The sequence below is a fragment of the Streptomyces sp. NPDC055239 genome (assembly GCF_053606205.1).
In genome coordinates this window covers 207,244-233,682 of record NZ_JBSGRD010000011.1, presented here as the reverse complement: position 1 = coordinate 233,682, position 26,439 = coordinate 207,244, and the positions used below count along the sequence as shown (strand labels likewise).

The following is a 26,439-nucleotide window of genomic DNA, read 5'->3' as shown; positions in this document are numbered from 1 at the left end:
CCCCGGCGTGGTCGGCCCCCCGCTGCCCCGCCGCCTGCCGAGAGTGACCCAGACCGGACAAAGCCGTCCGGCGAGCCGAGGAGTCGCCATGTCTGCCAGCGCCGCGCCCCCCGCAGTACCGGAGACGAGATCAGCCGTCGAGAAATCGGCGATCAAGAAGGTCTCGACCCGTCTCGTCCCCTTCGTGGCCCTGATGTTCTTCGTGAACTATCTGGACCGCACCGCCGTCTCCTTCGCGGAACCCAACGGGATGGGCCACGATCTGGCGCTCACCGCCGCGCAGTTCGGCTTCGCCTCGGGGATCTTCTTCCTCGGTTACATCGTTCTCGAAGTCCCCAGCAACATGGCACTGCACCGCTTCGGTGCCCGCCGCTGGCTGGCCCGCATCATGGTGACCTGGGGCGTCGTCTCGCTCCTCTTCACCTGGGTGAGCAGCAGCAGTGAGCTCTACGCCCTGCGCTTCCTGCTCGGCGTCGCGGAGGCCGGGTTCTTCCCCGGAGCGATCCTCTTCCTGAGCCAGTGGGTACCGAGCCGCCACCGCACCAAGATCCTCGGGCTCTTCTACCTGGCCCAGCCGCTGACCACGGTCTTCGGCGCCCCGCTCGCGGGCTGGCTCATCGGCCACCACGGCCTGTTCGGCCTCGAGGGCTGGCGGGTGATGTTCCTCTTCGTCTCCGTCCCCGCCATCCTCCTCGGCGTCATCGCCTGGTTCTATCTGATCGACCGCCCGGCCGACGCCAAGTGGCTGACCCCGGCGGAGAAGACCTGGCTCACCGAGGAACTCGCCGCCGAGAACGCCCACAAGACCGGCCACACGGGCAATGAGGGCGACGAGGGCAAGCACGCCAAGGGCGATCTGAAGGCCGCGTTCACCAACGCCCGCGTCTGGACCCTCGCCGTCGTCTACTTCGGCTTCGTCTACGGCCTCTACGCCCTCGCGTTCTTCCTGCCGACGATCATCAACGGCTTCCAGGAGCAGTACGGCACCACGTTCAGCGTGATGGACAAGGCCTGGATCACCGCGATCCCCTACCTCCCGGCCGCGATCGTCCTCTTCTTCTGGACGCGGCACGCCACCCGCAAGGGCACCCGGACCTGGCACATCGCCGGGCCCGCGATCGTCGGCGGAGTCACCATCCCGCTGGCCCTCTACATGGGCTCGCCGATGGCCACCGTCGCCGTCATCACCGTCACCGCGTGTTCGATCTTCGCCGCCCTGCCGGTCTTCTGGTCCGTGCCGTCCAAGTTCCTGACCGGCGCCGCAGCGGCGGCGGGCATCGCCCTGATCAACACCGCGGGCAACATCGCCGGATTCGCCTCCAGCTACATCACCGGCTGGCTGAAGGACTGGAGCGGCGCCTACTACCTGCCGCTCTACCTGGTCGGCTTCTTCATGCTCCTGTCCGCCGCCCTGATGATCCGGCTCGGCACCCGGCACGGAGCCGACGCACAGCCGGCAGTCCACGAGCCGATGGAGGCCAAGCGATGACCCGCCTGCACAACGACCCCGCCGCGTTCGCCGACGAGGCGCTCGAAGGGTTCGCCGCGGCCCACGCCCGCTGGGTGCGGCCCGTGCCCGGCGGTGTCGTCCGCTCCACCGCGAAGACACGCGGACAGGTAGCGGTCGTCATCGGCGGCGGCTCCGGCCACTACCCGGCCTTCTCCGGCCTGGTCGGCCAGGGCCTCGCCCACGGTGCCGCCGTCGGCAACGTCTTCGCCTCGCCCTCCGCCCAGCAGATACGCAACGTCGCCCAGGCCGCACGGAGCGGCGGCGGAATACTCCTCATGTACGGCAACTACGCGGGCGACGTCCTGCACTTCGGCCAGGCGGCCGAGCGACTGCGGGCCGAGGGCGTCGACGCGCGCACCGTCGCCGTCACCGACGACATCTCCAGCGCGGGCCCCGCCGAGTCCGCCAAGCGGCGCGGCATCGCGGGTGACCTGCCGGTCTTCAAGGCGGCGGCCGCAGCGGCGGAACAAGGCCTCTCGCTCGACGAGGTGACCCGCGTCGCCGAGCACGCGAACGCCCGTACCCGCTCCTTCGGCATCGCCTTCTCCGGCTGCACCCTGCCCGGCGCCGAAGAGCCCCTGTTCACCGTCCCCGAGGGGCGCATGGCCGTCGGCCTCGGTATCCACGGCGAACCCGGCATCGACGAGCGTCCCGTGCCGAGCGCGGACGACGCCGCCGAGCTGCTCGTCTCCACCTTGCTGAAAGAACTCCCCGACGGAATAGGAGAGTTGAGGGGGCAGCGCGCCGCCGTCATCCTGAACGGCCTTGGCTCCGTGAAGTACGAGGAGCTGTTCGTCGTCTATCGCAGGGTCGCCCAGCTGCTCGCCGACGCGGGTGTCGAGCCCGTCGACCCCGAGGTCGGCGAGCTGGTCACCAGCTTCGACATGGCGGGCGTCTCGCTCACGCTGACCTGGCTCGACGACGAACTCGAAGCGCTGTGGACGGCTCCGGCCGACACACCCGCGTACCGCAAGGGCGTCGTCACCGCTCTCGCTGACGACTCCTCTTACGAGAGCGGCCTCGACGACATCCACGTCAGCGAGGCCGCCGTGCCCGAGGCGACAGAGGCGTCCCGGCGCGCCGCCGCCACCGCGCTCGACGCCCTGCGGGTCATCAAGGACACCGTCGAGGAGCACGCCGACGAGCTCGGCCGCATCGACGCCGTCGCGGGCGACGGGGACCACGGCATCGGCATGCGGCGCGGAACGCTCGGCGCGTACGAAGCAGCCGTACGGGCGGGTGAGTCGGGCGCCGGAGCGCAGTCCCTGCTCACCCTCGCGGGCGACGCCTGGGCCGACAAGGCGGGCGGCACCTCCGGGGCCCTGTGGGGAGTGATCCTGCGCTCCGTCGGCGCCGCGCTCGGCAACACGGTGCGCCCCGATGCCGCCGCCGTCGCGAACGGCGTACGAGAAGCGTCCGAGGGAGTCATCTCCCTGGGCGGCGCGCAGGTCGGCGACAAGACGATGGTCGACGTCCTCGTGCCGCTCGCCGAGACCCTCGGTGCGCAGGTCGCCGCCGGTGCGGACCTGCCCGCCGCCTGGGACGCCGCCGCCACCGCCGCCGAACGGGCCGCCCGGGACACGGCACAGCTGCTTCCCCGGATGGGCCGCGCACGGCCGCACGCCGAGAAGTCCCTGGGCACCGTCGACGCGGGCGCCCACTCGCTCGCCCTGATCGTCCGCGCCGTCCACGGCGTTCTCACCCACCGCAGTTAAGGAAAAGAGCCATGACCGAGAAGCTCCGTGTCGTCGTCGGCTGTGACGACGCCGGTTACCAGTACAAGGAAGCCCTCAAGCAGGACCTCCAGGGCAGTGACCTGGTCGCGTCCGTCACGGACGTCGGCGTGGACGCCGACGGGCACACCGCCTACCCCAAGGTCGCCATCGCCGCCGCCGAGATGATCGCGCGCGGTGAGGCCGACCGCGCCCTCCTGGTGTGCGGCACCGGGCTCGGCGTGGCGATCGCCGCCAACAAGGTGAAGGGGGTGCGCGCGGTCACGGCGCACGACTCGTTCTCCGTGGAGCGCGCGATCCTCTCCAACAACGCCCAGGTGCTCACCTTCGGGCAGCGCGTCGTCGGCATCGAGCTTGCCCGCCGCCTGGCCGCCGAGTGGCTGACCTACCGCTTCGACGAGACCTCGCCGTCCGCCGCCAAGGTGCAGCTGATGAGTGACTACGAGGCCGCCTGATGCCCGCAGCACCAGCGCCGGCACCGGTCACCATCGGCGTCAGCCTGAAGATGTACTTCGGGCACACCCAGACCCTCAACTGGGCCCGCCGCCTGGCCCGCACGGCCGACCGGCACCCCGCCGTCACCAGCGGTGCGGCCCGCCTCTTCGTCCTGCCCGCGTTCCCCGCCATCGTCCCGGTCGCCGGGATCCTGGCCGGGTCCGGTGTCGCGGTCGGCGCCCAGGACATCGCCACCGAGGACGCGGGCCCGTACACCGGCGAGGTCTCGGGCCCCTTCCTCAAGGAGATCGGCTGCCGCTACGCCGAGGTCGGTCACGCCGAGCGCCGCCGCCTCTACGGCGAGGGCGACACCGTCGTCGCCGCAAAGACGGCCGCAGCCCTGCGCAACGGCCTCACCCCGGTCCTCTGCGTCGGCGAACTCGACCCGGTCGCGCCGGACGAGGCGGCCCGCCGCACCGTAGCCGAGGCCGAACGGCTGCTGCACGGAACGACCGGCGAGGTCGTCCTCGCCTACGAGCCGCAGTGGGCGATCGGCGCCGCCGAGCCCGCGTCCGCCGAGCACATCACCACGGTGTGCGCGGCCCTGACCCGCTGGCTCGACGAACACCCCGCCCACACCGGCTCGACCGTCATCTACGGCGGCAGCGCGGGCCCCGGCCTGCTCACCCGGCTCGGCCAGGACGTCGGCGGCCTCTTCCTCGGCCGTTTCGCCCACGACCCGGCGGCCGTCGAGTCCATCCTCGACGAGGTGCTCGCCAACTCGGCCAGGGAGGTGGCGTGATGGCGTACGGCATCAGCACCTACGCGTACTTCTGGCGCATCTCCGAGCGCGCCCCGCGTCCCATGACGCTGCCGGACATGCTGCGCGACACCCGCGCTCTCGGCGGCGAGGTCTTCCAGATCTGCGACTACCCCGAGATCGAGACGTACGACGCGGCCCAGCTCGCCGACGTCCGCGCACTCGCCGACGAACTCGGCCTGAAGCTGGAGCTCGGCACCCGTGGCGTACAGCCCGAGCACCTGCTCAAGTACCTCGGCATGGCGGGCCAGTTGGGCGTCACGCTCGTCCGCTCCATGATGAACACCGCCACCCACCGGCCCACTCCCACGGAGGCCGTAGCACTGCTCGGCGAGTCCGTGCCCGCGTACGAGGCAGCCGGAGTGACGCTCGGTCTCGAGACGTACGAGCAGGTCTCCACGGATGACCTGCTCACCGTCGTCCGCGGTGTCGGCAGCCCCCGGCTCGGTGTCGTCCTCGACCCCGGCAACAGCGTGGCCCGCCTGGAGCGCCCGATCGACGTGGTCGCGGCGACCGCGCCGTACGTCGTGAACATCCACGTCAAGGACTTCGCCTTCACCCGCCGAGACGGCTGGGTCGGCTTCACCTACGCAGGCTGTCCGCTCGGCACAGGGCTTCTCGACTACGACGGCATGATCGCCGCGGTCGACGGAGCCCGCCCGCCGGGCGCCCTCGGCGTGAACCAGATCGTGGAGCACTGGCTCCCGTGGCAGGACGGCGGTTTCGACGCCACGGCCCTGCTCGAACACCAGTGGACGCAAGCCAGCATCAGCACACTTCTGAGGAGCGAGTAATGGCCACCGAGATCCGATCCGAGGTCAATGTGAAGACCGTCGCCGTCATCGGGGCCGCCGGCAAGATGGGCCAGCGTGTCTCCAACAACCTGGTGGAGAGCGGCTTCCGTGTGCTCTTCTCCGAGGCGTCCGCCAAGGGCCAGGAACTCATCCGCGGCCTCGGCCGCGAGCTGACCGAGTCCACGGACGCCGTAGCGGAGGCGGACGTCGTGATCCTCGCCGTCCCGGACATCGTGCTCGGCTCCGTCTCCGCCGAGCTCGTCCCGCTGATGCGGTCCGGCGCCGTCGTCCTCACCCTCGACCCGGCCGCCGCCTACGCGGGCCTGCTCTTCGAGCGCGACGACATCCACTACGCGTGCGCCCACCCCTGCCACCCCTCCGTCTTCCTCGAGCGCACCACCAAGGAGGAGTGGCAGGACACGTTCGGCGGGATCGCCGCACCCCAGGAGGTCGTCGCCGCCTACGAAGGCGGCGACGAGGCCAAGCGCGAGCTCGCCGACTCCGTGATCCGCGTGATGTACGCGCCGGTCGTCGACGTCCACTGGGTCACCGTCAAGCAGCTCGCCGTCCTGGAGCCGACGCTCGTCGAGACCATCGCCTGCATGGTCGGCGCCCTGCTCACCGAGGCGCTGCACGAGACCGTGCACACCGTCGGAGTCCCCGAGAAGGCCGCCCGCGCGATGCTGCTCGGCCACACCCAGGTGGCGCTCGCCAACACCCTCAAGGGCTCCAACCCGTTCTCCGACGCGTGCCTGATCGCGATGGACTACGGCCGTGAGTCGATCGTGCGCGACGACTGGAAGAAGGTCTTCGAGGACGAGGAGCTCGACAAGGTCATCACGCGGATGCTGAAGATCAAGGAGATCAAGCGCTGACCCGCTGACGTGCCGATCCCGCCCGTCGGTGCCGGGGCGCTCCCCGCTACGGCACCGACTTGGTCGGCACGACGGCCTCACGCTGGTGCGGGATCAAGCCCGGCGGCAGCTCTCCTTGCTGGACGTTCACCGTCCTGACCGGGGCGGGCACCCGGATGCCCTCGGCGCGGTAGCGCTGGTGGAGCTGCTTGATGAACTCGTGCTTGATGCGGTACTGGTCGCTGAACTCGCCGACGCCCAGGATCACCGTGAAGCTGATCCTGGAGTCGCCGAACGTGTGGAAGCGCACGGCCGGTTCGTGCTCGGGAAGGGCGCCTTCGACGTCCTTCATGACGCTCTCCACGACCTCGGTCGTGATGCGCTCGACCTGCTCCAGATCGCTGTCGTAGCTGACACCGACCTGGACCATGATCGACAGGTCCTGCTCGGGGCGGCTGAAGTTGGTCATGTTCGTGCCCGCGAGCTGGGCGTTGGGGATGATGACGAGGTTGTTCGACAGCTGACGCACCACCGTGTTGCGCCAGTTGATGTCGACGACGTAACCCTCCTCGCCGCTGCTGAGCTTGATGTAGTCGCCCGGTTGCACCGTCTTGGCCGCCAGGATGTGTACGCCCGCGAAGAGGTTGGCCAGGGTGTCCTGCAGGGCCAGGGCCACCGCGAGGCCGCCGACGCCGAGAGCGGTCAGCAGCGGGGCGATGGAGACGCCGAGCGTCTGCAGGACGACGAGGAAGCCCATCGCGAGCACGACCACGCGGGTGATGTTGACGAAGATCGTCGCCGAGCCCGCGACGCCCGACCGGGACTGCGCGACGGACTTCACCAGCGTGGTGACCACGCGGGCCGCCGTCAGTGTCCCGGCAAGGACGAGCAGGGCGGTCAGCGTCATCGAGACGTTGCGCCCTGTCCTGGGGGTGAGCGGCAGCGCGGCCGCTGCGACGGCGGCGCCCGCGGTTATCGCCGCGCAGGGAACCAGGGTGCGCACGGCGTCGACGATGACATCATCGCCGCTCCACCGGGTCCTGCTGGCGCGTTCGCCCAGCCACCGCAGGATCATGCGCAGCAGCAGACCCGCCGCGATGCCAACGGCCACCGCGATACCCGCGGTGATCAGGTCGTGCCAAGTGAGGGCTCGCTCCATCAGTTCCTTCTCCAGGTCGTACGGGCGCGCCGGACGTATGTTCGTGTCCGGCGCGAGCGTCATCCTGCCCCATGGGTGCGGCGCCGTTGCCGGGGGCCCGAGCTCAGCCTGCCGTCAACTCACCGGGCACAGGGCGATTTCCGCCATCCCGATCACCACCTGCTACGGCTTGCGCGCCACCCCCGCGTACATCGGCACCGATGTCCCGTCCCTGACCTCGTCGACGCCGAGCTCCTGATGCCAGTCCGGCGCCCACACGACGCCGGGGTCAAGGAGCTCCAAGCCCTCGAAGAACCCCTCCACCTCGGCCCGCGCGCGCGGCGCGAGCGTGACGCCGCCCGCCTTGTACATCTCCACCGCCTGCCGCGTCCGCTCCGGATCGAAGTCGGCGGAGATCTGGGACAGGACCAGGTGGCTGCCCGGAGCGAGCGCGGCCACGAGCTTCTCCACGACGTCGTACGCACCGTCGTCATCGCTGATGAAGTGCAGCAGCGCGATCAGCGAAAGGGCGATCGGCTGGGTGAAGTCCAGTACTCCCTCGGCCTGTTCGAGGATCTTGTCCGGCTCGCGCGCGTCCACCTGGAGGAACTCCGTCGCCCCCTCGGCCGTCCCCCGAAGCAGCGTCTCCGCGTGCGCGAGCACCGTCGGATCGTTGTCCACGTACACGACGCGTGCCTCGGGGGCGGCCGACTGGGCGATGCGGTGGAGGTTCGGCTCGGTGGGGATCCCGGCGCCGACGTCGAGGAACTGGCGTATTCCGGCCTCTCCCGCCAAGTGGCGCGTGGCGCGCTGCATGAACCAACGGTTGTGCTGCGCGCAGTACTTGGCCTGTGGTTCGAGCGACACGATCTGGAGCCCGAGCTCCTCGTCCACCGGGTAGTTGTCCTTGCCGCCCAGGTACCAGTCGTAGACCCGGGCGGGGTGTGCCTTGCTGGTGTCGATCGGGTGGGTGGAGGGCGGCGGGATCGCGGTCATGCGTCAACTCCCATGGGTGGGGCGGGCGTCTCGACGGACTTCGCGTACGTCCGCTCATCGTGCCCGCTCGGCCCCCCGCGCTCAAGAACCACTCGGGTCCCGCAGCAGACTGCCCGCGCCCGGCACATGCGGCGAAAGCCCCAGCTCGGTCAGGATCCGGTACGCCGTCGCGGTGGCCGCCGACAGGACCGGAAGGCCCGCCGCGTCCTCCACCGCCTGGATCGACGCGAGCGACGGCATCTGCACACACGCCGAGAGGACGAGCGCGTCGGCGCGGCTCAGATCAACGCGCCGCCAGTGATCGCGCAGGTCGGCGGGGTCGAGCCGGGCGACGGCCAGATTGTCCGGCACCTCCAGGCTGAGCGCGTCCACGACCTCGATCCCGGCGTCCTCGATGTAGTCGACGACCAACTGGGTGAGCGGCTTCATGTACGGGGTGATGATCGCGACCCGTGCCGCGCCGAGCGCCTTGATGCCGTCGAGCAGGGCGCCCGCGCTGGAGATCACCGGCGCCTGCGCGCCCTCGGAGCGCAGGGCGGCGGTGATCTCGTCCTCCGCCGTGCAGTGGTGGCCAGGACCCTGCGCCATGATCGCGACGAGACAGGCCGTGGCGACCACATCAGGCCTGGCGTCGGCGAGTTCGAGCGCGGCACGCTCGGTCTGCGCGTTCATGGCCTTCAGCTGCTCGGGCGTCACGTGCTTCATCCGCATCCGGCTGCTGTGGAAGACGAACCGATCCTGCGGGGCCACGGACTCGCGGTCGCGCAGCATGCGCGGCAGCTCCGTCTCCATCGTCAGATTCGAGCTGGGCACGATCATGCCGATGTGGTGGTCGGTCGCTGTCGTCGCGGTCACTGCCACGGGATCCTCCGGATGTTCTCGTACGCCGATGCGTACGGCTATGAGTCCTCGGTCAGCCCCTCCCAGTGATCGGCGAGGGACGTGAGGAGGTGCATGACTTCTTCGCGCTGCTCGCCGTCGAACGGTTCGAGGAGCCGCTCGTCGAGGTCGCGGGCGCGACGGTTGGAGTCGTGGAGGGTGCGCTCACCCTCCTCGGTCAGATAGAGCAGCTTGCGGCGGCCGTCGTCGGCCGCCGTCCTGCGCAGGAGCAGTCCCCGGTTCTCCAGGCGGCGTGCCACGTCCGCCATGGTCGACGTGTCCAGGGCCACCGCCGAAGCCATCGACCGCTGGTCACGGCCGGGCGAGGCGTCCACGGCCTGAAGGACGGCGAACTGCGGTCCGGTGAGCGTGGGATCCACCGCCCGGATCCACACCGCGAGGTAGGCCTGGTACAGGCGCCGTACCTGGTATCCGGGGGCGGCCGTGAGGGCGGCGGGCGGACCGGGCGGCCCTGACGTCTTAGCCGTCGTGGTGGAGGTTTCGTCAGCCATGGGGCCCACTTAAGCACGGGGATTGATCGGTTCGGACGCTCAGGTCAGCATCGGGCGCAGCGCCTCGCGCAGGGCGGTGAGGGCGGCGCGGCCGCTGTCCCAGAACAGCATGTGACCCGCGTCCGGGATGCTGTCGAGAACGGCCGAAGGGCGCAGCCGCACGGCCTCGGCGGCGCCCGCCGCGGTGACGACGGGGCTGTCCGCGCCGTACAGGAGCGCCGTGGGTCCCGGCACCGATGGCCACCAGTCGAAGAAGTCCTCGGACTCGAAGCCGCGGTGCGTGGCGGCGATCGCCTCGGCGTCGCAGCTGGCCAGCCAGCGGGCCCGCAGCTCCTGCTCCCTGCGCGGCCAGCGCGGCCAGGACAGGGCCACCTCGTCCGCGTCGGTACCGCGCGTGGCCTGTGCCAGCTGGTCGAGGAAGGCTGCCAGGGGTGTGGGGTAGGGCCCGCGTCCGGGGCCGCTCATCGGCGGGTCCCCGAGCACCGTGCCGCGCAGCGCCACCTTGCCGCGGACCGCCGTCACCGCGGCGATGCGCGCGCCCATGGAGTGCCCGAACAGGACCGGACGGTCGAGACCGAGCCCCGTGACGACCGCTTCGACGTCCTCGGCGTACTCCTCCAGGCAGTAGGAGCCACCGCCGTCGGAGAGCCCGCGCCCCCGGACGTCCAGAACCAACGGGCGTACGACATCTGTCAGTTCGCGTGCCACGAAGTCCATCGTGACGGCGGGGCTCGTGATGCCGGGCAGGATCAGGAGCGGAGTGCCGGGACCGCCGTAGTCGAGGAGGTGGAGCCGTGTGGCGCCCGAGCGGACCCAGCGGCTGGTGGCGGGGACGTCGGCCAGGTCGGCCAGGGCGGACTGTGCAAGACAGCGGTCGGGCGGGGTCATGCGGTCCTCCTTGCGTGCGTGAGGGTGCCGAGGTAGTCGACTGCTTCTTTGAGGTCGATGACGTCGCCGTACTTGGCCTGGATGTCGAAGAGGCTCGCCTCGTGCGGTCCCTCGGCGCGGTCGCCGACACACGCGCGCGGTACGAGCACCGAGAACCCGCTCTGCACGGCGTCGACCGCGCTCGCCCGCACACAGCCGCTCGTCGTCGCGCCGCACACCAGGACCGTGTCGCAGCCGAGACCGGTGAGCAGGGCGGCCAGCGAGGTCCCGAAGAAGGCCGAAGCGCCCTTCTTCACGACCATCAAGTCCTGCGGTTCGCGCGGAAGTCGGGGGTCGAGTGCGACCTCCTCGCCGCCCTCGACGAGGGATCGCATGCCCTGTGCCTTCTGCAGCCAGGTGACGGCGTCACCCGCGGCCTCGGCCGGTGTGTAGGAGATCGCGGTGAAGATGACGGGCACGTCGGCCGGGCGCCCGCTCTCGATCAACTCACCTACCGCGCCCACCACATCGGTCAGATCGGCCCCCGAGGGGAATCCGTCCTCGGTGAATCCGCGTGTCAGGTCGACGACGAGGATCGCGGGCCGGCTGCCCCTGCGCACGGGTGCGCCGAATCCGGCTCGTTCGTAGGTACGTTCCGTCTCCTGGCCGTAGTTCACGATGCCGTCGTAGTTCACGATGCCCTCCTCAGCGCGCGCAGCTCCCGTGCCTGGGAACCGAGCCGACCGAGCAGCCAGCCCTCGAAGAGGCCGAAGGCGAAGGCGCCGGCGACGACGCCGTACTTGGCGGCGGCCGGACCGAGCAGCATGGAGAGGCCGTCGAGTTCGCTCTCCGCGGGGGCCGCGGGGAGAGTGGCCCGGGGTGCCGCGGAGGGCAGGCCGGAGGAAGACGCGGCCGGTGTCGGTGTCCGGTCCTGGTCGAGCAGGCTCCCCAGATTCCGCGCGAACTGCTGGAGGATCCGTTCGGACACCGTCGCGATGGCGCCCTTCCCGAACTGCGCGATCTTGCCGCGTATCACCAGATCCGTGGAGATCTGGAGCAGCGCGCCCTCCGGTGCCGCGAGCACTTCGAGCGCGACCTCGGCCTCCGCGTCGCCGCTCCCGTGGGTGTCGGCTCCGCGCGCCTGGACCCGCAGCCGCCGCCCCTGCGGGTCGACCTCCAGGAAGCGGACCGTACCGGCGTACGCGGCGCTGATCGGGCCGACCTTGATCTTCACGGAGCCCTGCCAGGCGTCCCCGTCACGCCCTTCCAGCGCCGCGCCCGGCATGCACGAGGCGACCCGCTCGACGTCGTTCATCAGGGCGAAGACCTCGTCCGGCGAGGCCTTGACGGGGACCGAGTTGGTGAGTTGCATCAGGACTCCTTGGGGCAGCGCCGGGTGACGGCGCACCCGTCGATCGCCTCGACGATGGTCTGGTAGCCGGTGCACCGGCAGAGGTTGGAGGCGACGACCTCGCGGATCTCGTCCTTGGTCGCCTCGGGCCGCTCGGCGAGGAAACCCTCGGCGAGCATCAGGAAACCCGGGGTGCAGAAGCCGCACTGCAGGCCGTGGTGCTCGCTGAACGACCTTTGCAGATCGCTCAGTTCGGTCCCGTCCGACAGCGACTCGACGGTACGGATCCGGGCACCCTCGGCCTGCGCCGCGAACATCAGACACGCGCGTACGGGCCGGTCGTCGACCAGGATCGTGCACGCGCCGCAGATGCCGTGCTCGCAGCCGACGTGGGTGCCGGTCAGGCGCAGATCGTGCCGGAGCACGTCCACCAGGGTGCGGCGGGGCTCGGTGATCACTTCGTGCCGTTCGCCGTTGACGTCGAGCGTCAGCAGCAGAACATCGGCGGCGTTTCCGGTGGCGGTCAGGTGGCCGGTGTCGGTCATGAGGAGAGCTCCAGGTTCAGGGCGCGGTGCACCGTCTCCGGGGTGATGGGGGTGTGGTCGAGCTCGACGCCCGTGGGAAGCAGCGCGTCATTGACGGCGTTGAGCACGGCGGCAGGAGCCCCGATGGTGCCGCCCTCGCCCGCGCCCTTCGCGCCGGTCTCGGTGAACGCGCACGGCGTCTCCAGGTGATGGATGAGGACGTCGGGGATCTCGTGGGCGGTGGGCACCTTGTAGTCCATGAAGCTGGTCGCCGACGGTTCGCCCTGGGCGTCGTACGTCACCTGCTCGAAGAGCGCGCCCGCGATGCCCTGTGCGATACCGCCCCGGCACTGCCCCTCCACGACCTGCGGGTTGATCGCCACGCCGCAGTCCTCGACGCAGACGTACCGCAGGATCTCCACCTGCCCCGTGCCTTCGTGGAGTTCTACGACCACGCCATGGGTGGCGTTGGAGAAGGTGCCGTCGTTGAAGACGTCGAAGGTGGCGGTGGCGCTCAGGCCCGGCTCGATGTCCTTGGGCAGCAAGTGCGCCTGGAGGTAGGCGATGTCGGCCAGTTCCTCGTAGGTGAGGCTCGCGCCGTCACGGCGCCGTACCGCCCCTGTCCCGAGCTCCACGTCGTCAGGGCCGACCTCCCAGCGCGCCGCGGCGATCCGGCGCAGCTTCTCGCCGAGCTTCGCCGCCGCGAGCCGTACCGCGCTGCCGCCCACCGTGATGGAGCGGCTCGCGAAGGTGCCCCAGCCGTAGGTGATGCGTTCGGTGTCGCCCTGATGGAGCTTCACCTTGCCGATGTCCAGCCCCAGTTCATCGGCGACGATCTGCGCCATCGTCGTCTCGTGGCTCTGCCCGTGGCTCATCGTGCCGGTGGTGACGGTCACCGCGCCGCTGGTGTCCATGCGGACCTCGGAGATGTCGAAGCCGGGGACGACCCGCATCTTGCGCTGGGCGAAGGCCTTCGAGCCGTAGCCGGTGCGCTCGCTGAAGCAGGAGTAGCCGATGCCGATGTGCCGCCCCTGTGCCGCCGCCTCCGAGCGCTTCTCGTACCAGCCCTCGTCCTTGACCAGCTGTTCGCACAGGTTCAGCGACTCCAGATAGGAGCCCGGGTCGTACGTGATGCTGTTGACGCCCGTGTACGGGAACTCGGTGATGACGTTGCGGCGGCGGATCTCCACGGCGTCCAGGCCCAGTTCGCGGGCGGCCCGCTCGAAGAGCCGCTCCACCACCATCACGTACTGCGGACGGCTGCCCCCCCGATACGGGGCGGTGGGCGCCTTGTTGGTGGTGACCGCCCGGCCGCGCACCCGATAGGCGGGCACCTTGTAGACGCCGGGCATCTCGGCCGACGCCATCAGCGGCTCGATGCCCGCCGTGAACGGGTAGCAGGAGTAGGCGCCCATGTCGCACACCACATCGGCGTCCAGGCCGAGGATCCTGCCCTCCTCGTCGAAGGCCGCGCGCACGTCGTAGTGCTGTTCGCGGGCGAGGAAGGAGGCGGACAGGGCGTCCTTGCGGTCCTCGATCCACTTCACCGGCCTGCGGAGCCGCAGTGCGGCAGCGGCGGCGGCGATCTCCTCGCGCCCGACGACACACTTCTGGCCGAACCCGCCGCCCATGTCGGGCACCACGACCCGCACCGCCCGTTCGTCCAGACGCAGACAACGGGACGCCACCGTCCTTACCTGGTGCGGGACTTGGGTGCAGGTCTGCAGGACGAGCTGTTCCTCGCGATCGTCCCAGTGCGCGACGACGCCGCGTGTCTCCAGGGGGAGCGCGTTCTGCCGTCCGGTCCGTGACGCGACGTGGACGACGCAGGCGGCGGAGTCGAAGATCTCGTCGATGCCGTCGGTGGCGAAGAGCGAGACGTCCACCAGGGTGTTGTGCGCCGCCTCTTCGTGGACGAGAGGCGCGTCGGGCGCGAGGGCCGCCTCCTCGGAAGTGACCGGGGGCAGGGGCGCGTAGCTCACCTTGGCCGCTTCCAGGCCGTCCTCCGCCGCGTACGCGTTCCGTGCCACGACGATCGCGACGGGCTCCCCGACGTAGCGGACCCGGTCGCGGGCCAGGACGGGCATCGCGGTCGGCACGAACTCCGAGAGCGGGCGGCCGAGCTGGGCGGTGATGTCGATCAGCTCCAGGTCGTCGGCCGTGAACGCGGCGACGACACCCGGCACATCACGTACCGCCGTCAGGTCGATCGACGTGATCTCGCCGTGCGCGACCGTGCTGCGGACGAACTGGGCGTGCAGCATGCCGGGCAGCGCGATGTCGTCGACGAACCTGCCGCGCCCGGTGAGGAGCCGGGGATCCTCGCGCCTGAGCACGGACCTGCCGACCAACTGGCCTTCTTTTCCGGCATTGTTCATCGGGCCTTCGCCTCCTCACAGGCACGCAGGACCAGAGTGCGGACGAGCTGCTTGCGGTAGTGCGTGCTGCCGGACGCGTCGGCAGGGGGATCGACCGCGTCCGCCGCCGCTGCCGCGCACTCGGCGAACGAGCCGCCGCCCGCGAGGACCGCCTCCGCCTCCGGCACGCGCACCACGGCGGCGGCGACCCCACCGAGCGCCACGCGCCCGCCGCGCACCACACCGCCCGCGACATCGAGATCCACGACGGCGGAGACGAGCGCGAAGTCCCCCTGCCGCTCGGCGAACTCGGTGAGCGCGGCGTGCGGTGCGGGGCGCGGGAAGACGATCTCGACGAGGATCTCGTCGAAGTCGATCGCGGTGGTGTAGTAGCCGAGGAAGAAGTCCCCGGCCGCGATACTGCGCTCGCCGCGCGGCCCGCGGACCACGAACTCGGCGTCGAGCGCGAGGGCGAGCAGACACCACTCGGCGGTGGCGTCGGCGTGCGCGATGCTGCCGCCGACCGTGCCGCGGGTACGGATCGGCAGATGTCCGATCCACGGCATGGCGTCGCGCAGCACACCGAAGTCCGCCCCGATCCGCCCCGCCGGGTCCCTCTCCACCGTGTGGTGGGTGGTGAGCGCCCCGATGCGCAGCCCGCCCGCCGCGTCCGTGCGCACCCTGTCGAGCTCCCGCAGAGCGGCGATGTCGACCAGGTGCCGGGGCCGGGCGAGCCGGAAGTTCATCATCGCGACCAGGCTCTGGCCGCCGGCGACGACCTTGGCGTCATCGCCGAGCTCGGCGAGCAGCCGCGTGGCGCCGTCGAGGTCGCGGGCCCGGTGATAGGCGAAGGGGGCGGGCTTCATGGTCCTCCTGTCGTACGTAGGGGGCGTGCGGGCGCGGGTTACAGCGCCGCTTGCTCCGGGACTGGCAGCGTTGCCGCGGGTGCCGGGGACTCCTCCTCGCCGTCCAGCTCCCGGCCCTTCGTCTCCGGTGCGGCCACCGCCATCCACACGACGGCCACCAGGACCGTCCCGCCGAGTACGGCGAACGTCAGCGGAAGACCGAGCACCGGCCACATCACCGAGCCGAAGAGCAGCGGTGCGAACCCGGTGAGCGCCCTGCTGACCGATGAGGCCCAGCCGAAGCCGCTGGCCCGCAGGGGAGTGGGGTAGAGCTCGGAGACGTACGCGTACAGGGCGGGGATGGCCAGCTGGGCCAGGAATCCGAAGACGCCGATGGCCACGACCGAGCCGGTCGGCAGGTCCCGCACCAGGGCGAACACCACCAGGGCGAGCGAGGCGACCGGCGCCGATACGCCGATCAGCCACTTGCGGCCGACGAGGTCGACCAGGGCGGTGGAGACCATGACGCCGAGGATGCCGACGCCGCTCATCAGGGTGGTGCTCATGAACGCGGCGGTGTCGCCCTGGCCCTCCTCCTTGAGGATCGAGGGCATCCAGCTCAGGGCCGCGTAGTAGACGAGCATGATCGTGGAGAAGAGCAGCCAGGCCGCCGACGTGATGCGCGGGCTGAAGGCCCAGATGCGGCGCAGCTGGTCGACGGCGGCGCCCACACCGCGCGGGCCTTCGTCCTCCACCGGCTCGGGGATGACGTAGGGCTCCACGGGCGCGCCCGTCCGGGCCACCAGGTCGTCGATGACCTCGCGCGCCTCGGCCTCGCGGCCCTTCTTCGTCAGATAGATCGGCGACTCGGGAATGCCGCGCCGGGCCCAGAAGAGCAGCAGCGCGGGCAGGACCATCGTCGCCAGCATCCACCGCCAGTTGCCGTCGAGGGTCAGCATCGCCGTCGAGACGAGCCCGCACAGCGTCACGCCCACCGGCCACCACGCGTCGAGCGCGGTCAGGATCCTGCCCCGGTACTTGCGCGGCGAGAACTCGCCCACCAGGGCGTAGTCCACGGGGATACAGCCGCCGAGCCCCACACCCGCGAGGAACCGCAGGGCGAGGAAGACCGGATACGTCGGCGCGAGCGCACCGAACACCGAGAACAGGGCGAAGATCAGCAGCGTGACGCTGAAGGCCTTCTTGCGGCCGATACGGTCGGCGACCGCGCCCCAGGCGACGGCGCCCACGGCCATCCCCACCAGGTTGGCGGTGGCGACGAGCCCGCGCTCACTGAGCGAGAGGTCGAAATGCTGGCCGAGGAGCGGCATGAGGAAGCCGTTCAAGGCGATGTCGTACGCGTCGAAGAGGTAGCCGAGGCCACCGATGATGAAGATCTTGCCCTGGACCGACCACCTCCAGGGAAGTTCCTGAACGATCTGATCGCCTGTTTTCACGTTCGCTCCACGGGGTCGTGTCGGGGACGTTCTGCGGCGCTCGCGGGTGCCGGGTCAGCGGATGTGCGGGGGATGCAGGGGGTTCAGCGCGTGAACTGGTACGAGAACGCGCCGAGATCGGGGTCGTTGAGCGGGCTGCCGCCCCAGAGCCAGTCGTAGGAGAGATCGGACTCGCCGTCGAAGTTGCGCCGCAGCTTCTCGTCCCTGGCCTGCTGCTCGGGGCCGTCGGGAAAGTGGTAGAAGGTCTTGTTCTGCAGCGAGGCGTCCTGCACCATCCCGGCGTGCTTGGCGCGCCGGTCGACATAGCGGCGCAGGGCACCCTCGATGCCGTCCGCCGTGACCGCGCCCAGTTCCTCGGCGAGCACGGCGGCGTCCTCCATGGCCTGCGAAGCGCCCTGCGCCTGGTAGGGGAGCATCGCGTGGCAGGCGTCGCCGAGGAGGGCGACCCGGCCGTCCTGCCACACCGGGTCGCGGCGCCGGTGGTAGAGCGCGAAGCAGGAGACGTCCTCCTTCGCCTTGGAGAGCATCGCCGGGACGCGGTCGTCCCAGCCGGGGAAGGCGTCGACGAGGTCCTGCGCGGTGGAGGCGATGGACCACTTCTCGGCGACCTCGTCCGTGCAGGGCACGCAGGCCACGATGTTCAGGTACTCGCCGCCGCGGATCATGTAGTGCACCAGATGACGGTCGGGCCCGTACCAGATCGTGGACTGATAGCGGTCCACCAGCCAGCGCGTCGCCGGGTCGGCCGCGATCAAGTCCCCCGGTATGAGGGCCCGGTAGGCCATCTCGCCGGAGAACTGCAGGGTGTCCGGGGCGCCCATCAGATCGCGCACCTGGGAGCGGATGCCGTCGGCGCCGATGACGACGTCGGACTCGTACCGCCGCCCGTCGTCCGTGATCGCCACCGGGCGCGCGGGGTCCGTGCGGTCGAGCTCGGCGACCTTGCTCGCGGTGTGCAGCGCGACGACAGGCCCTGGCCCCGCCGGGTCGACGCAGGCGTCCATGAGGACGCGGTGCAGATCGGCCCGGTGGTAGTGCCAGTACGGCGCGTTGAACTGTTCCTTGCAGCGCCGGCCGAGCGAGGTCAGGCCGACGACGCTGCCGTCCTTCCAGCGCCGCCGCACCTGGTCGAGCGGTTCGGTGTGGATGGCTTCCAGCTGTCGGCGCAGGCCCAGGCCGAGCAGGACGCGGCTGGCGTTCGGCGCCGTCTGGATGCCCGCGCCCACCTCGCCGAGCTGCGGGGCCTGTTCGAGCACGGTGACCCGCAGACCGCGGTGCCGCAGCGCGAGGGCGGCGGTCAGGCCACCGAGGCCGCCTCCGACGACGGTGACTTCGTACGACTGGCTGGACGCCACGCTTCCTCCATCTTGCTTGCACGATCGGGCAGTTGACGCGCGACGCCGCTCAGCGCTCGGTGAGACGGCCGCCCGTCACGACCTCGGTGTCGTCGACCCGGACCGTGCAGCCGCGCATGGCGATGTCGAGATGCGCGTACGACTCACGGCCGAGGACGGGGTGCGGTCCCGTGGACCACAGGAAGTTCCCGGCGAAGGCGCGGGCGTCCATGCCCATCAGGTCGTCCTTGCCGTACATCGCGGTGGCGAACCAGTCGGCCGTACGCATCAGGCCCCAGCCCATGTGGGAGAGGCTGCGCGCCCACTGGTCGTCCGCGTCCTCGAAGAACGTGTTCAGGAGCTCGGCCTCGGCGCCGCCCGACACCTTCTCGATCTGCCCGCCCGAGATCTGCAGGGTCACGGGCTGACGCACGTACTCCTTGAAGGGCAGCAGGATGTCTCCCTCGGCGAGCACGATCTGCCCGTCGGAGATCTCCGGCCAGGCGAGAACCATCGTGCTCGGCCAGTGGTCCCAGCGGCCCGGGTCGTCGGCGAAGCCGCACTGGAACTCGGGCTTGGAACCCGCCAGTTGCACGGTCAGATCCGTGCCCGCGTCCGAGGTGACCTTCATGACGGTCGACCGCTTGAGCAGCTGGACGCCTTCGAGCACCTCGTCCTTGTCGGACTCCTTGGGCAGATTGCGGATGAGGACGTCGGGTGCGTCGCAGACGAAGATGATGCGGGTTCCGGCGCGCAGGATCTCCTGCTGGACCGGCGCGTGGATGAAGCCTTCGCGGGTGATGTCGACGACCAGATCGGCGGACTTCAGCAGGTCCTGCGCGGTGGAGTCGTTGAGCACGGAGACCAGGCCCGGACCCGCGCCGGTGTGGGTGCTCGGCATCGGCGCGGGGCTGCCGCCGGGGACGGTCGCGGCGATGACATGGGCGCCGCACGCCTTCGCGGCGCCGAACGCCGCCGCCACGTAGTCGCCGCGGCTGCCGGGCTCGGAGAGGACGACGACGTGCTCGCCCTCGGTGAGCTTGCACAGTCGCAGTTCGCGGGTGAACGCGTCGAGCAGATCGACGGACGAAAGATCGAACACGGGGGGTCCCTTCTTTCGGGCTCTTTCGGGCTGCCGCAGGCAAACGGGCAGCACGACTCCGGACACTTCGTGCGAGGGGAAACGGGGGTATGAGAGGGGAGGGCGGACAGGCCTCACCGGCCCGCCGTACAGGGTCTGAACTGCGGATACGAGGCGGTGGGTGACCGCCCGACAGAGATAATCCGAACACGTACGATCTCCCTTGGCAAGGGGTGGCGCACGGAGTTAACACCGGTCTTTCCTGATGAACCGTCAGCGAAGTGCCGCTCCGTACCGGCTGACCTCGGCTTCGTCACCGACGGCTGTCCGGTGGTCGCCCGGGGGTGCTCGGGGGGCGCGGTTACGTCCCGGTAAACCGCCCCGCGGTCGGGCCCGCCCTCGCGGATTCCGCCCCCGCGAAGGGGGTTCCCCGCCGGGCACAGATATGAAAGTGTCCTCCCAAATCTCCGGGAGCAGCAGTGGACTCACAGGTCAACAGGGCTGCCATGGCCTCGACATGGGGTGAAGAAGTGTTGCGGAACGGGACACGGGGGCACGATCTTGCCTCGCTGCGCCGGTTGAACACCACCGTCGTGCTGCGCGCCCTGCACCGCCGCAGCCCGCAGACGCTCGCGGAGCTCGCCGCGGGCACCGGGCTCTCCAGGCCCACCGTGGAAGCAGCCGTCGAGGAGCTGACCGCGCACGGCTGGGCGGGGGAGGCCGAGCGCGAGGACGGGGAGCGCGCGCCGGGCCGCCCCGCCCGGCGGTTCCGGTTCCGCGTGGAGGCGGGCCATGTGGTCGGCGCCGACATCGGCCTGCACAAGATGGTGCTGATCCTCGCCGATCTCGGCGGGACGGTGCTCGCCGTGCAGCGCGAGGACATCGACCCGGAGCTGGGTGGAGCCAAGCGGCTCGACCTGCTGCGGACGGGGCTCGAAGACTTCCTCGACGCGCACTCCGTACGACGCGACGACATCCTCGCCCGCTGCGTCGGCGTACCCGGCGTCGTCGATGCGGGCGGCACCATCACCTCGCACGTCATCCCCGAATGGTCCGGCGTCGACCTCGGGCGGCTCCTCGCCGACGGGGAAGCGGGTCACACCCTCGTCGAGAACGACGTGAACCTCGCCGTGCTCGCCGAGCGCTGGCAGGGCGCGGCCACCCTCGCCGGAGACGTCGTCTGCGTCCTGACCGGCCACCGCGTGGCGTGCAGCCTCACCATCGGCGGGCGCCTGCACCGGGGTCGGCGCGGCGGCGCGGGCGAGCTGGGGCTGCTTCCGCTGCTCGGCATGAACACCGCGCAGGAAGCTCTCAGCTGGAAGGGGCCGCGGCGCGCGGGGGAGTCCGAAGTGGCCGCCCTCGCACGCGCCGCGGACACCGCGGACCCACGTGCGCTGGCCGCCGTCGCGGACTTCGCCGACCGCATCTCGCCGGGCATCGCCGCCCTGGCTCTCGCCGTCGACCCGGAGTTAGTGGTGCTCACCGGCGGCGCGACCCCACTGGGCGGCCATCTCGTGCCGCTGATCGAGGACAGGCTGCGCCCGCTGACGCTGCACGTCCCACGCATCGCGCTGAGCACGCTGGGCGAACAGGGCGTCGCGATCGGCGCCGTACGCAAGGCGCTTGACCAGGTCGAATCCGATCTCCTGACGGACGCGACGCCGTAGGACAAGGAAGACCGCAGAGCAACGAAGGCCGCAGGACAGCGAAAGCCGCAGGACAACGAAGACGGAGGCGCTCATGCGCAGGAGAACTCTGCTCTACGGAGCGATGGCGGCGCCCCTGCTCGCCGCCTGCTCCGGCGAGAGTGACGACGGCAAGGAGAGCGGTGGCAGGACCACCCTCACGTACGGGGTGTGGGACGTGGCCCATGTGCCGGGGCTGCAGAAGGTGATCGACGCCTTCGAGAAGGAGAACCCCGGCATATCCGTGCGCATAGAACTCACGCCCTGGTCCAGCTACTGGACCACCCTGAAGACCTCCATGCGCGGCGGCACGGCACCGGACGTGTTCTGGATGAACGCGGTCAACCTCCAGCTGTACGCGTCCAACGGAGTCCTCGAACCCCTGAGCGGCCACATCAAGAGCGACGCGACCCCCGTGGACCGCCACCCCGAGTCACTCGTGAAGATCTACGCCTATCAGGGCACGCAGTACGGCATTCCCAAGGACTTCGACACCATCGGCCTCTGGTACAACAAGGCGCTCTTCGACAAGGCGGGCATCAAGTACCCGGATTCCAGCTGGACATGGGACGACGTGCGTGACGCGGCGGCCGAACTCACCAACCCACGTGAACGGGTGCACGGCATGGCCGCCGAGATGGACCGCCAGGCCCAGATCTACCCCGCCATCCACGGCGCGGGCGGCTACGTCCTCAAGGACGGGAAGTCCGGCTTCGGTGACGAGCGGTCCATCGAGGGCCTGCGCTACTGGACCGACATGATCGACCGCGGCTGGTCACCGCCGCAGAGCGCGATGGTCGAGTCCAAGGCCCGCAACCGCTTCTGGTCGGAGAAGGCCGCCATGGTCTACGAGATATCCGCGTACTCCGGCCAGATGCACGCTACCCCCGCGATCAAGGACCACGGCGGTGTCACCGTGCTGCCCAAGGGCCGAGAGCGCGCCACGATCATCCACGGCCTCGCCAACGTCATCTCCGCCAAGAGCCGCAAGAAGGCGGCGGCCTGGAAGTTCGTCCACTTCATGGCGGGCCGCGAGGCCGCCGAGATCCAGGCGTCGACAGGCGTCACCATCTCCTCGTACGAGGGGACGCAGGACGCTTGGTTCAAGTCGATGCCCGAGTTCGACCTGAAGTGCTTCGTCGAGATGCAGAAGTACGCCGTTCCGTACCCGAGCTCGAAGAACACCGCGGTCTGGGAGAACCTCCAATACCCGATCCTGGGCGCCGCGTTCAGCGGCAAGGGCGGCATCGAGAGCGCCGCCCGCACGCTGGGCGAGCAGATGGACCGGGCCCTGAAGGAGGAGCGCGCATGATGAGTGTCTTTCCCTCCACGGCGGCGGCGAAGGCGGCAGGACGCAGCCGTAGCCGCGTCCTCGGCAGCAGACCGCAGTCCGGGTCCGCGCCCAAGTCCCGCAACCAGCGCGCCGCCTACCTCTTCATCGCGCCGCTCGGCATCGGCTTCGCCCTCTTCTACTTCTGGCCGCTGCTCCAGACCTTCTTCTACAGCTTCACCGAGTTCGGGGCGTTCGGCGGCAACACCTGGATCGGCACGGACAATTACGTACGCGTCCTCAAGGACGTCACCGTCTGGCAGGCACTCGGCAACACGCTGATCTACTGCGTCATCGGACTGCTCGCCCTGCCGCTCGCGATCGGTGTCGCGGCGCTGCTCAACCGGCGCGGACTGCGCGGCGTCGCGGTCTACCGCGCCCTGTACTTCATCCCGTTCGTGACGCTGCCCGTCGCCGTCGGCCTCGTCTGGAACTGGCTCTACAACGGCGACTACGGACTGATCAACGAAGTCTTCGAGTGGTTCGGCGCGGACCGCCGCTACTGGGTCTCCGACCCCTCGACCGCCGTGTACGCGATCGGCACCGTCATGGTCTGGTCGACCACCGGCTACTACTTGATCATCTTCATGGCGGGCATCAAGGGCATCCCGCAGGACTACTACGAAGCCGCCGAGCTGGACGGCGCGGGACCGCTGCGCCGCTTCTTCACGATCACGATGCCGCTGCTCAGCCCGACGATCTTCTTCTCGTCCATCATCTGCATGATCAACTCACTGCAGACCTTCGACCTGATCTACATCATGATGGCCGAGAAGAACCCGGCGATCGGCGACACCCAGTCGGTGGTGAGCCTCTTCTACAAGTGGGCCTTCATCGAGAACGCCCAGGGCCCGGCCGCCGCCCTCGCCTTCCTGCTCATGCTGATCATCGCGGCGCTGACGCTGGTGCAGTTCAGGCTGCAGAAGAGGTGGGTGCACTATGCGTGAGTCTTCAGCGAGCGCTTCCGTACGGCCCGCGAGTCGTCGCATCAACGTCCGACGCATCAATGTCCGGCGCATCAAAGCCGGTTCGGTCGCCACCCACGCCGTGCTCTCGCTCGGCGCCCTGGTGATGGTCTTCCCCTTCCTGTGGCAGCTGCTCACCGCGGCCAAGTCCCTCGCCGAGACGGCGCGGGTGCCGCCGACCTTCCTGCCCCACACCTGGAACTGGTCGAGCTTCGAAGAGGTCTTCAGCGCACTGCCGTTCCGGGAGATGCTCTTCAACAGCGTCTTCAACACCGTGGGGCGCACGGTCGGGCAGCTGGTGTTCTGCTCGCTCGCCGCCTATGCCTTCGCGCGCATGCAGTTCCGGGGCCGCAACGTCCTGTTCGGGCTCTTCCTGTCCGTGCTCATGGTGCCGAGCTCGCTGCTCGTCCTTCCGCAGTACGACATCATCCAGCGGCTCGGCCTGCTCAACTCGGCGCCCGCGCTGTTCCTGCCCGGCATGTTCAGCGCGTTCGGGACCTTCATGCTGCGGCAGTTCTTCCTCACGCTCCCCAAGGAGCTTGAGGAGGCCGCGCGGATCGACGGCGCGGGTCCGTTCCGCATCTTCTGGTCGATCATGCTGCCTCTCGTGCGGCCCGCGCTCGCCGCGCTCGCCGTCATCACCGCGATGTGGTCGTGGAACGACCTCCTGTGGCCGCTGATCGTGAACACCGACCCGCAGAAGATGCCGATCAGTGCCGGACTGACCTCGCTCGAGGGCCAGTTCGAGACCAACTACCCCGTGATGATGGCCGGTTCGCTCATCGCGAGCCTGCCGATGCTCGTCGTCTACGTCCTCCTGCAACGGCACTTCGTGCAGAGCGTCGCACTCTCCGGCTCCAAGAGCTGACCCCACTCCCACTCCAGGAACCACGAAAGGTAACTCTGCCCATGCGAATAGGCCTGATCGGCGCGGGCGGCATCGCCCGCGCCCATCTCCCCGGCTGGCTGGAACTGGGTGCGCGCGTCAGCGTGTACACCGTCGACGGCTCCGCGGAGAAGCTCGCCGCCGAGTACGCCGGGCGCGAGGTCGCCGCGGTGGCGAGTCTCGGCGAACTGCTCGCCGACTGCACGGCCGTCGACATCTGCACCCCCACCCCCACCCACAAGGAACTCGCCCTCGCGGCCGTCGCCGCGGGCCGGCACGTCATCTGTGAGAAGCCGCTCGCCCTCAACACCTCCGACGCCGAGGAGATCGCCGCAGCCGCCGAAGCGGCGGGCGTACGGCTGCACCCCGCCCATGTCGTGCGGTACTTCCCGGCGTACGCGGCGATGCGACAAGCCGTCGCGGGAGGCGAGTTGGGTGAGCTTGCGGTGCTGCGGTTCACTCGGGGCGGCGCGCGCCCGCAGTGGGCGCCCTGGTTCGCCGACCCTGCCAAGTCCGGCGGCGTGATCATGGACCTGATGGTGCACGACATCGACGTCGCCCGCTGGATCGCGGGCGACGTGGTCCGGGTGCACGCGCAGACGCGGGGAGTCGAGCACGCCAAGGGGGGCACGGAGGCCGAGGTGGTCTCGGCGACCGCCGTCCTCACCCACGCCTCCGGCGCGATCAGCCACATCACCGGCCTCTGGGGGCTCCCGGACCAGCAGTTCCGTACGACGTTCCGGATCGCGGGCAGCGACGGACTCCTGCGGCACGATTCCACGTCCGTGCCCGGCTACCGCGTCACCGCGCAAGGAGTGCGCGCTGCCAACGAGGGCATCCCTTCGAGCCCGATGACGGAGAGCCCCTACCTCTCCGAGCTGCGGGAGTTCGCGGCTTCGTGGGAGGCGGGCGGCGGTGAGCCACGGGTGAGCGCGCGGGACGGGATCGAGGCGGTGCGGATCGCCGAGGCGGCGGTGGAGTCGAGCCGCACGGGCCGGGCCGTCGAGATCCGGACGGGCATCGAGTCGGACATCAAGGCTGAGTCGGACATCAAGGAGGTCACGCGATGAAGGTCGCCGTTCTGTCGTTCGCCCATGTCCACGCGGCCGGATACCTGCGGCTCCTGGCCCGTATGCCGGATGTCGAGGTCATCGGCAGCGACCCCGACACCGGCTCGGCCGCGCCCGGTGAGGTGCGGGGACGCGCGTTCGCCGAGGAGATGGGGGTCGCCTACGCGGAAACGTACGACGAGGCCTTCGCCTGGGGCCCCGACGTGGTGATCGTCTGCTCCGAGAACGCGCGCCACCGGCCCCTCGTGGAGCTCGCCGCCTCCCACGGCGTGGACGTCCTGTGCGAGAAGCCCCTGGCCACGACGGTCGAGGACGGCGAGGCGATGCTCGCGGCCTGCCGCGCGGCAGGCGTACGGCTCGCAGTCGCCTTCCCCGTCCGCTTCAGCCCCGCGTACGCGGCCGTCAAGGCGGCCGTCGCATCGGGCGAGGCGGGCCGGGTCCTGACCGTGTCCGGCGCGAACAACGGCTCCATGCCCGCCTCCCGGCGTTGGTTCGCCGATCCCGAACTGGCGGGCGGCGGGGCCCTGATGGACCACACGGTCCACATCGCCGACCTCCTGGACGACCTCTTCGGCGATGCACGCCCCGTCGACGTGTACGCCCAGACCAACAACCGCATGTACGAGGGCGAGGTCGACGCCGAGACCAGCGGCCTGGTCACCGTGACCTACGACAACGGCTCGGTGGCCACGATCGACTGCAGCTGGTCGCACCCGCGCTCCCACCACTCCTGGGGCGGGCTCGAACTCACCGTGGTCGGCGAGCGGGCGACCCTGGAGATGGACGCCTTCGACCAGGCGGTCCACGGCTACAGCGAACGCCGGGGACAAGGGCTCGAACTGCCCTTCGGGGCCGATCTGGACGAGCGGATGCTGCGTGCGTTCCTGTACGGACCGCAGGATGGCGGCATGGACGTCGCCGACGGCGAGGGCGGACTGCGGACGCTGAAGATCGTGGCGGCGGGCTATGAGTCGGCTCGCAGCGGGGTTCCGGTGGCGGTGGGCTGACGGCATGCC

At 70.1% G+C, this 26,439-nt stretch carries 25 protein-coding genes; 12 read left to right on the top strand and 13 right to left on the bottom strand.

Going from position 1 to position 26,439, the window contains the following annotated elements:
- Positions 1–88 precede the first annotated feature (88 nt).
- The 6 genes from ACWFRJ_RS31125 to ACWFRJ_RS31100 are packed head-to-tail and all read left to right on the top strand — an operon-like array spanning position 89 to position 6,167.
- Complete coding sequence (locus tag ACWFRJ_RS31125) at positions 89–1,489, top strand: MFS transporter (protein WP_453538241.1); 1,401 nt, start codon at positions 89–91, stop codon at positions 1,487–1,489.
- Positions 1,486–3,225: a dihydroxyacetone kinase family protein gene (locus tag ACWFRJ_RS31120; RefSeq protein WP_453538238.1), complete on the top strand. Its 1,740-nt coding sequence runs from the start codon at positions 1,486–1,488 to the stop codon at positions 3,223–3,225. The genes ACWFRJ_RS31125 and ACWFRJ_RS31120 overlap by 4 nt, the downstream gene beginning before the upstream one ends.
- Positions 3,226–3,236: 11 nt before the next feature.
- Positions 3,237–3,698, top strand: coding sequence for a ribose-5-phosphate isomerase (locus ACWFRJ_RS31115; protein WP_453538235.1), 462 nt, complete (start codon positions 3,237–3,239; stop codon positions 3,696–3,698).
- A complete protein-coding gene (locus ACWFRJ_RS31110; protein ID WP_453538232.1) occupies positions 3,698–4,480 on the top strand; it encodes a triose-phosphate isomerase family protein in 783 nt (260 codons plus the stop codon). Before ACWFRJ_RS31115 ends, ACWFRJ_RS31110 begins: the two co-directional genes overlap by 1 nt.
- Positions 4,480–5,292, top strand: coding sequence for a sugar phosphate isomerase/epimerase family protein (locus tag ACWFRJ_RS31105; RefSeq protein ID WP_453538229.1), 813 nt, complete (start codon positions 4,480–4,482; stop codon positions 5,290–5,292). The genes ACWFRJ_RS31110 and ACWFRJ_RS31105 overlap by 1 nt, the downstream gene beginning before the upstream one ends.
- Positions 5,292–6,167 carry a phosphogluconate dehydrogenase C-terminal domain-containing protein gene (locus ACWFRJ_RS31100; RefSeq protein WP_453538226.1) on the top strand — a complete coding sequence of 292 codons (876 nt, stop codon included), beginning with the start codon at positions 5,292–5,294 and terminating at the stop codon, positions 6,165–6,167. Before ACWFRJ_RS31105 ends, ACWFRJ_RS31100 begins: the two co-directional genes overlap by 1 nt.
- Before the next feature lie 46 nt (positions 6,168–6,213).
- On the opposite strand, the gene ACWFRJ_RS31095 is transcribed toward ACWFRJ_RS31100, so the two are convergent.
- From ACWFRJ_RS31095 to ACWFRJ_RS31035, 13 genes are all read right to left on the bottom strand, one after another.
- Positions 6,214–7,305, bottom strand: a complete 1,092-nt coding sequence (locus tag ACWFRJ_RS31095) for a mechanosensitive ion channel family protein (RefSeq protein WP_453538602.1) — start codon at positions 7,303–7,305, stop codon at positions 6,214–6,216.
- Positions 7,306–7,467: 162 nt separating this feature from the next.
- A complete protein-coding gene (locus ACWFRJ_RS31090; RefSeq protein ID WP_453538223.1) occupies positions 7,468–8,280 on the bottom strand; it encodes an SAM-dependent methyltransferase in 813 nt (270 codons plus the stop codon).
- Between the two features lie 81 nt (positions 8,281–8,361).
- Positions 8,362–9,099 carry a maleate cis-trans isomerase family protein gene (locus tag ACWFRJ_RS31085; protein WP_453538599.1) on the bottom strand — a complete coding sequence of 246 codons (738 nt, stop codon included), beginning with the start codon at positions 9,097–9,099 and terminating at the stop codon, positions 8,362–8,364.
- Positions 9,100–9,179: 80 nt separating this feature from the next.
- On the bottom strand, positions 9,180–9,671 hold the full coding sequence (locus ACWFRJ_RS31080) for a MarR family winged helix-turn-helix transcriptional regulator (RefSeq protein ID WP_453538220.1): 492 nt from the start codon (positions 9,669–9,671) through the stop codon (positions 9,180–9,182).
- Positions 9,672–9,710: 39 nt separating this feature from the next.
- Positions 9,711–10,559 (bottom strand): alpha/beta fold hydrolase, encoded by an 849-nt coding sequence (locus ACWFRJ_RS31075; protein WP_453538218.1) that lies wholly within the window; start codon positions 10,557–10,559, stop codon positions 9,711–9,713.
- Positions 10,556–11,233 (bottom strand): isochorismatase family protein, encoded by a 678-nt coding sequence (locus ACWFRJ_RS31070; RefSeq protein WP_453538215.1) that lies wholly within the window; start codon positions 11,231–11,233, stop codon positions 10,556–10,558. Before ACWFRJ_RS31070 ends, ACWFRJ_RS31075 begins: the two co-directional genes overlap by 4 nt.
- Entirely contained in the window at positions 11,230–11,910 is a 681-nt protein-coding gene (locus tag ACWFRJ_RS31065) for an SRPBCC family protein (RefSeq protein ID WP_453538212.1), read from the bottom strand. Before ACWFRJ_RS31065 ends, ACWFRJ_RS31070 begins: the two co-directional genes overlap by 4 nt.
- Positions 11,910–12,434 (bottom strand): (2Fe-2S)-binding protein, encoded by a 525-nt coding sequence (locus ACWFRJ_RS31060; RefSeq protein WP_453538209.1) that lies wholly within the window; start codon positions 12,432–12,434, stop codon positions 11,910–11,912. Before ACWFRJ_RS31060 ends, ACWFRJ_RS31065 begins: the two co-directional genes overlap by 1 nt.
- Positions 12,431–14,791 (bottom strand): xanthine dehydrogenase family protein molybdopterin-binding subunit, encoded by a 2,361-nt coding sequence (locus ACWFRJ_RS31055; RefSeq protein ID WP_453538206.1) that lies wholly within the window; start codon positions 14,789–14,791, stop codon positions 12,431–12,433. The genes ACWFRJ_RS31060 and ACWFRJ_RS31055 overlap by 4 nt, the downstream gene beginning before the upstream one ends.
- Complete coding sequence (locus ACWFRJ_RS31050; RefSeq protein ID WP_453538204.1) at positions 14,788–15,636, bottom strand: FAD binding domain-containing protein; 849 nt, start codon at positions 15,634–15,636, stop codon at positions 14,788–14,790. The genes ACWFRJ_RS31055 and ACWFRJ_RS31050 overlap by 4 nt, the downstream gene beginning before the upstream one ends.
- A 38-nt stretch (positions 15,637–15,674) precedes the next feature.
- Positions 15,675–17,072, bottom strand: a complete 1,398-nt coding sequence (locus tag ACWFRJ_RS31045) for an MFS transporter (protein WP_453538201.1) — start codon at positions 17,070–17,072, stop codon at positions 15,675–15,677.
- An 83-nt stretch (positions 17,073–17,155) separates the two neighbouring features.
- The gene (locus ACWFRJ_RS31040) at positions 17,156–18,427 is read right to left on the bottom strand and encodes an FAD-dependent monooxygenase (RefSeq protein WP_453538198.1); all 1,272 of its coding nucleotides are present in this window, start codon (positions 18,425–18,427) and stop codon (positions 17,156–17,158) included.
- Positions 18,428–18,476: 49 nt separating this feature from the next.
- Entirely contained in the window at positions 18,477–19,508 is a 1,032-nt protein-coding gene (locus ACWFRJ_RS31035; RefSeq protein ID WP_453538196.1) for a hypothetical protein, read from the bottom strand.
- 557 nt (positions 19,509–20,065) lie between these two features.
- Between ACWFRJ_RS31035 and ACWFRJ_RS31030 the strand changes: the two genes are divergently transcribed.
- From ACWFRJ_RS31030 to ACWFRJ_RS31005, 6 genes are all read left to right on the top strand, one after another.
- The gene (locus tag ACWFRJ_RS31030) at positions 20,066–21,154 is read left to right on the top strand and encodes an ROK family protein (protein WP_453538193.1); all 1,089 of its coding nucleotides are present in this window, start codon (positions 20,066–20,068) and stop codon (positions 21,152–21,154) included.
- Positions 21,155–21,227: 73 nt separating this feature from the next.
- On the top strand, positions 21,228–22,484 hold the full coding sequence (locus ACWFRJ_RS31025) for an ABC transporter substrate-binding protein (protein WP_453538190.1): 1,257 nt from the start codon (positions 21,228–21,230) through the stop codon (positions 22,482–22,484).
- Entirely contained in the window at positions 22,484–23,449 is a 966-nt protein-coding gene (locus ACWFRJ_RS31020) for a carbohydrate ABC transporter permease (RefSeq protein WP_453538187.1), read from the top strand. The genes ACWFRJ_RS31025 and ACWFRJ_RS31020 overlap by 1 nt, the downstream gene beginning before the upstream one ends.
- Positions 23,442–24,335 (top strand): carbohydrate ABC transporter permease, encoded by an 894-nt coding sequence (locus tag ACWFRJ_RS31015; RefSeq protein WP_453538184.1) that lies wholly within the window; start codon positions 23,442–23,444, stop codon positions 24,333–24,335. Before ACWFRJ_RS31020 ends, ACWFRJ_RS31015 begins: the two co-directional genes overlap by 8 nt.
- A gap of 41 nt (positions 24,336–24,376) precedes the next feature.
- Entirely contained in the window at positions 24,377–25,423 is a 1,047-nt protein-coding gene (locus tag ACWFRJ_RS31010; protein WP_453538181.1) for a Gfo/Idh/MocA family protein, read from the top strand.
- Positions 25,420–26,430 carry a Gfo/Idh/MocA family protein gene (locus ACWFRJ_RS31005; protein ID WP_453538178.1) on the top strand — a complete coding sequence of 337 codons (1,011 nt, stop codon included), beginning with the start codon at positions 25,420–25,422 and terminating at the stop codon, positions 26,428–26,430. Before ACWFRJ_RS31010 ends, ACWFRJ_RS31005 begins: the two co-directional genes overlap by 4 nt.
- Positions 26,431–26,439 lie beyond the last annotated feature (9 nt).